Origin of the sequence: Methylobacterium sp. J-030, assembly GCF_022829545.1 — a bacterium.
In the GTDB taxonomy this organism is placed as follows: Bacteria; Pseudomonadota; Alphaproteobacteria; order Rhizobiales; family Beijerinckiaceae; genus Methylobacterium.
The window spans coordinates 1-3,467 of the sequence record NZ_JAKSYM010000269.1 but is presented as its reverse complement, the minus strand read 5'-3'; the positions used below and the strand labels follow the sequence as shown (position 1 = coordinate 3,467).

Annotated in this window: 5 protein-coding genes and 1 pseudogene; 2 read left to right on the top strand and 4 right to left on the bottom strand. The window is 60.8% G+C overall.

The annotated features are described in order from the left end of the window. Both MKK75_RS19710 and MKK75_RS19705 read right to left on the bottom strand, forming a co-directional pair. A pseudogene (locus MKK75_RS19710) lies at positions 1 to 189 on the bottom strand (hypothetical protein); the annotation flags it as partial. A 564-nt stretch (positions 190 to 753) separates the two neighbouring features. Continuing rightward, entirely contained in the window at positions 754 to 1,056 is a 303-nt protein-coding gene (locus tag MKK75_RS19705; RefSeq protein WP_244044215.1) for a hypothetical protein, read from the bottom strand. A 115-nt stretch (positions 1,057 to 1,171) separates the two neighbouring features. On the opposite strand from MKK75_RS19705, the gene MKK75_RS19700 reads away from it, so the two are divergent. Continuing rightward, positions 1,172 to 1,657: a hypothetical protein gene (locus tag MKK75_RS19700; protein ID WP_244044214.1), complete on the top strand. Its 486-nt coding sequence runs from the start codon at positions 1,172 to 1,174 to the stop codon at positions 1,655 to 1,657. 141 nt (positions 1,658 to 1,798) lie between these two features. Here MKK75_RS19700 and MKK75_RS19695 read toward each other — a convergent pair whose 3' ends face one another. Next, positions 1,799 to 2,092, bottom strand: coding sequence for a hypothetical protein (locus MKK75_RS19695; protein ID WP_244044213.1), 294 nt, complete (start codon positions 2,090 to 2,092; stop codon positions 1,799 to 1,801). 481 nt (positions 2,093 to 2,573) lie between these two features. Between MKK75_RS19695 and MKK75_RS19690 the strand changes: the two genes are divergently transcribed. Next, positions 2,574 to 3,053 (top strand): hypothetical protein, encoded by a 480-nt coding sequence (locus MKK75_RS19690; protein ID WP_244044212.1) that lies wholly within the window; start codon positions 2,574 to 2,576, stop codon positions 3,051 to 3,053. Between the two features lie 183 nt (positions 3,054 to 3,236). On the opposite strand, the gene MKK75_RS19685 is transcribed toward MKK75_RS19690, so the two are convergent. Beyond that, positions 3,237 to 3,419 (bottom strand): hypothetical protein, encoded by a 183-nt coding sequence (locus MKK75_RS19685; RefSeq protein ID WP_244044211.1) that lies wholly within the window; start codon positions 3,417 to 3,419, stop codon positions 3,237 to 3,239. Positions 3,420 to 3,467 lie beyond the last annotated feature (48 nt).

Genomic DNA, 3,467 nt, shown 5'->3' with positions numbered 1-3,467 from the left:
GCCCCAGCCATCGCGCCACCCGCCGGCGTCGGCATCCCACCAGCGACCTTCACCAAGGTGGTAGACCTTGCGTCCGTGCGGCCGCCCGCAGCCCTCGCAGCAGCCTCTCGCCCGGCCGAACCGGATCACGGCCGAGAGCTGTGCCCAGTCGATGGGGTAGAAGAAGCGGTGCTCCGGTCGGATTGGCATGGGGCGCACTGTGCCACCGGCAGCCGTGCGGCCTCAAGCGGCGAGTGATTTAACAACGGCCCCGCGGATCCACACCCGCGGGGCACCCTCTACCCGATCAAGCTGCAAGCCGGGTTTATCAACCATGCTGGTAGGGATGGCTGAGTAGCTCACAATCCCGCCGCGATCGGCGCGTCAGCTGAGGGCAATGGTGGGGGCGGACCGCCGTGCTCATGCCGCTGGGAGTACCTGCGTTGCGCAACACCTTGCTGGCCCTACTGGCCGTCGTCGTCGTCATGGCCGCCCACGCGGCCTACCGGCTAGTGAGTTTGCCCTTCCGTCTCCTGCGCAGCCTGTTCCGGAACAAAGTTCGGCCGGCCCCGCTGACGGTCCGATAACCCCCCTTTCGCTATCCTGCTGTTGGGCCGCGTTGCGTATCGGCTCGGCTCACACGCTGGTGAGATCGGACGCTCCCCCGCCCCGTGAACAGATCGGGGCGGGGCCGAGCGATGTCATGTACGAAACAATTTTATAGGCGATTATACCGTCCGCATATACAGCTGATGAGGTGGCTAAGCCTATTGCTCAACGGCTTTGGTCGCATCGAATGAGCTTACCACCTTCTTGAAATTCAGCGTAACCTTGTGTCGCCGTACAAAAATTGAAACCTTCGCCATTACGTTCGGCGCGCCAACCGAATTTCGCGCACTCATCTGTTTCGGTTAATTTGAAAGTTTTTCTTTTCCATGCCAATGTGTTATTTGTATCGTCAATTTTTGCATATAGCGTCTTACCATCAGCTAGACATTTGTATTTGATTGTTGCGGCATCAGCGGGGTAAGCAGAAATAAATACAAGAGCTAGAGCGATAATACGGCGATTGTGCATCTTGCAAACCTAATCTCTAAGGGGATTCAAGTTCGGCGTAATTGATTGTCGATTATGTAGCTTGCAAACCGTCTGCGCTGGGATAATTTAGAGTGATCCTAGTAGGGGGGGTGGTATGGCTGAATTCGATAAAACGGCTTATGCCGCTGAAAGAGGGCTTGAAGATACTAAAGCGGCGAACGCTACGACACAAGCTACGGGACAGATACTTATCTTGATCAATGGCGGAGCATCTACAGCAACATTGACATTCGCTGCGGCAGGATCGCCTCCCATTCGTATTGACCAATTAGTGCTAGGTTCTTCGCTCATATTATTTGCATTAGGCGTTATTTATGCGACGAAATACATGGGCTATCAAGGAAGGAGACTAGAGGACTGGAGTACTTATTGGAGTGCAAGAGCCGGCATGTGGCCCGATGAGATGGGTGCTTCTGCTAGAGACAGAGCGAACGACTTAGATAAAAAAGTCGGGTTTGCTTTTCGCGTAAGTGTAATTTCTTTTGTGCTGGGCGTCACGTTCTTAGGTCTGGATATAATTTTACAGCCCATAGTTTCTTTAATTAAGGTGTCTTATCCGACGACTCACTTTTGGTTTTAGCCTTGGCCATTTTTTTGACTCGCTCCTTGAACCGTCGCCTCCTGGCGTGACCAGATTGAGCGCCTGAGCGATCTCAAGGCCCCCCCTGAGCCCTCGTCGTTCTGCTCTATGAAGATGATGCAGGCGGCTTTGGAAGTAGCCTCAATTCTCCGGGGACGGTTCGGCCGCCGCAGCGCCAGCCTCGGGAGCCGGGCCGGTATCGAGCGTGCCTCCGCTGACCAAAGCGGCGGCCCATGCGCTCGCGATGAGACGGACCTGCTCGATGGCTTCGGCCCGCGTGAACGGCTCATCGCCGGCGTCACCGCCACCGTCTGACCAGGCGACGAACCCGGTCCGCCGGCCTTTGGCATCCTCGACGCAGGCCGCGTCATCGAGAATGCAGATGCGGAGCGGGAGCGTTAGGCCGAGCGTAGGTATGTGGGCGATGTAGAGCACTCGATTCGGACTGCGACTGCCTCGCCTACTTCATCAGCCCGCTCACCATCGCGACCATGCCGAACCCGAACGAGATGAAGGCCGCAACGAGCAGCGCTCGATCGACGGCCCGGGTGCGGGGTTCCCCCGTCTGGTCTGGCATCTGACAACTCCCTCGCATTGGAAGTTGAGTCGCCGGCGTTTCTCGGTTGTGTCCGAAAATCACGCATCCGTGAGTGATGCAGTAGCACCACAGTCCGGCCCTGCCCGATCTGCCAACGGTGCCAGGATCGCACGTCGTTCAGCGCCTGCAGGTAGGCCTTTTGCGCGTCCATCACGTCAATCGCCCCACCGGTCAGCGCAAGCGCCTGCGGCGACGCGCAGTTTTCAACGCCATCCACAGCGCTCCACCACGATCTCGACCGCCCCCACCGACGCCGGTTGAAGCCCGTCGCCGCGTCGGCTTTGTTCTATATCCGTTCGCGGATGTAGGAGCACCAGAATGGGGCGCCTGGGCGATGTGCCGCCTGGCCGGGTGTGGATTGATTGCGCCTCCTGCAAGCGCTCGGGGCGCTATAGCGTGGCGAACCTGCTTGAGCGGTTTGGACCCAACATCTCGACGGTCGACCTGCTGCGCCACCTCACGGCCTCGTGCCGCTATCAGCGCGCGCCCGGAGCGCTGCCCGCGCGGAAGTACGAGCACCTGTGCCTCGCCGCGATCACACTGCCGCAGCCGTTGAAGCAGATCCCGCCGGTGCCGCCGGGCGTGCCCTACACCATCGAGATCTGGAAGGAGGTCGGCGGCAGCATCGAATTGCACCTCGCCACCATCTATCCGCTGGCTCTGGCGATCGCCGCGTTCGAAGCCGCCTGTCGGGAATGGCCGACGCACATGGTCACCCTGCGGGATCGGGCGCGGATCGTGCGAAAGCGGGAGATGCCGTCGCCGACCAGCGCGGCACCTGCGGTGACCCACCCCTGACGGCGAGGCCGTCCGCCTCCAGGCGGGCAAGGGCACGGCTCGCGTGCAGGGTTCGCTCCCGACCAGGCAGACCGGCGCGCTCGGCGATCTCGGTAGCGGTCGCCGGCTCCGGCGTGAGCGCGGCGAGCACGCGCGGGCGGACGTCGTGGCGGGGGCGAGCGCCGCTCTTGGTTGGCAGCGGCATCACCGATCGCTGCCCGGCGCATCCATCAGCCCAAGCCGAATGGCCAGCGCCAATACGACCGCGCCCGTCACCGCCTCGCCACCGTCGATCCGATAGATGTTGGTTGCGCCGGGCACTGCCTCGATCCGATGACCTGCCGCGCGCAGGGCTACCACGGCTTTGAGAATGCGATCTGCGAGCATGTCCGAGGCCTATTGAGCGCGCCCTGGGCCATCTCTCAAACCAGCAAG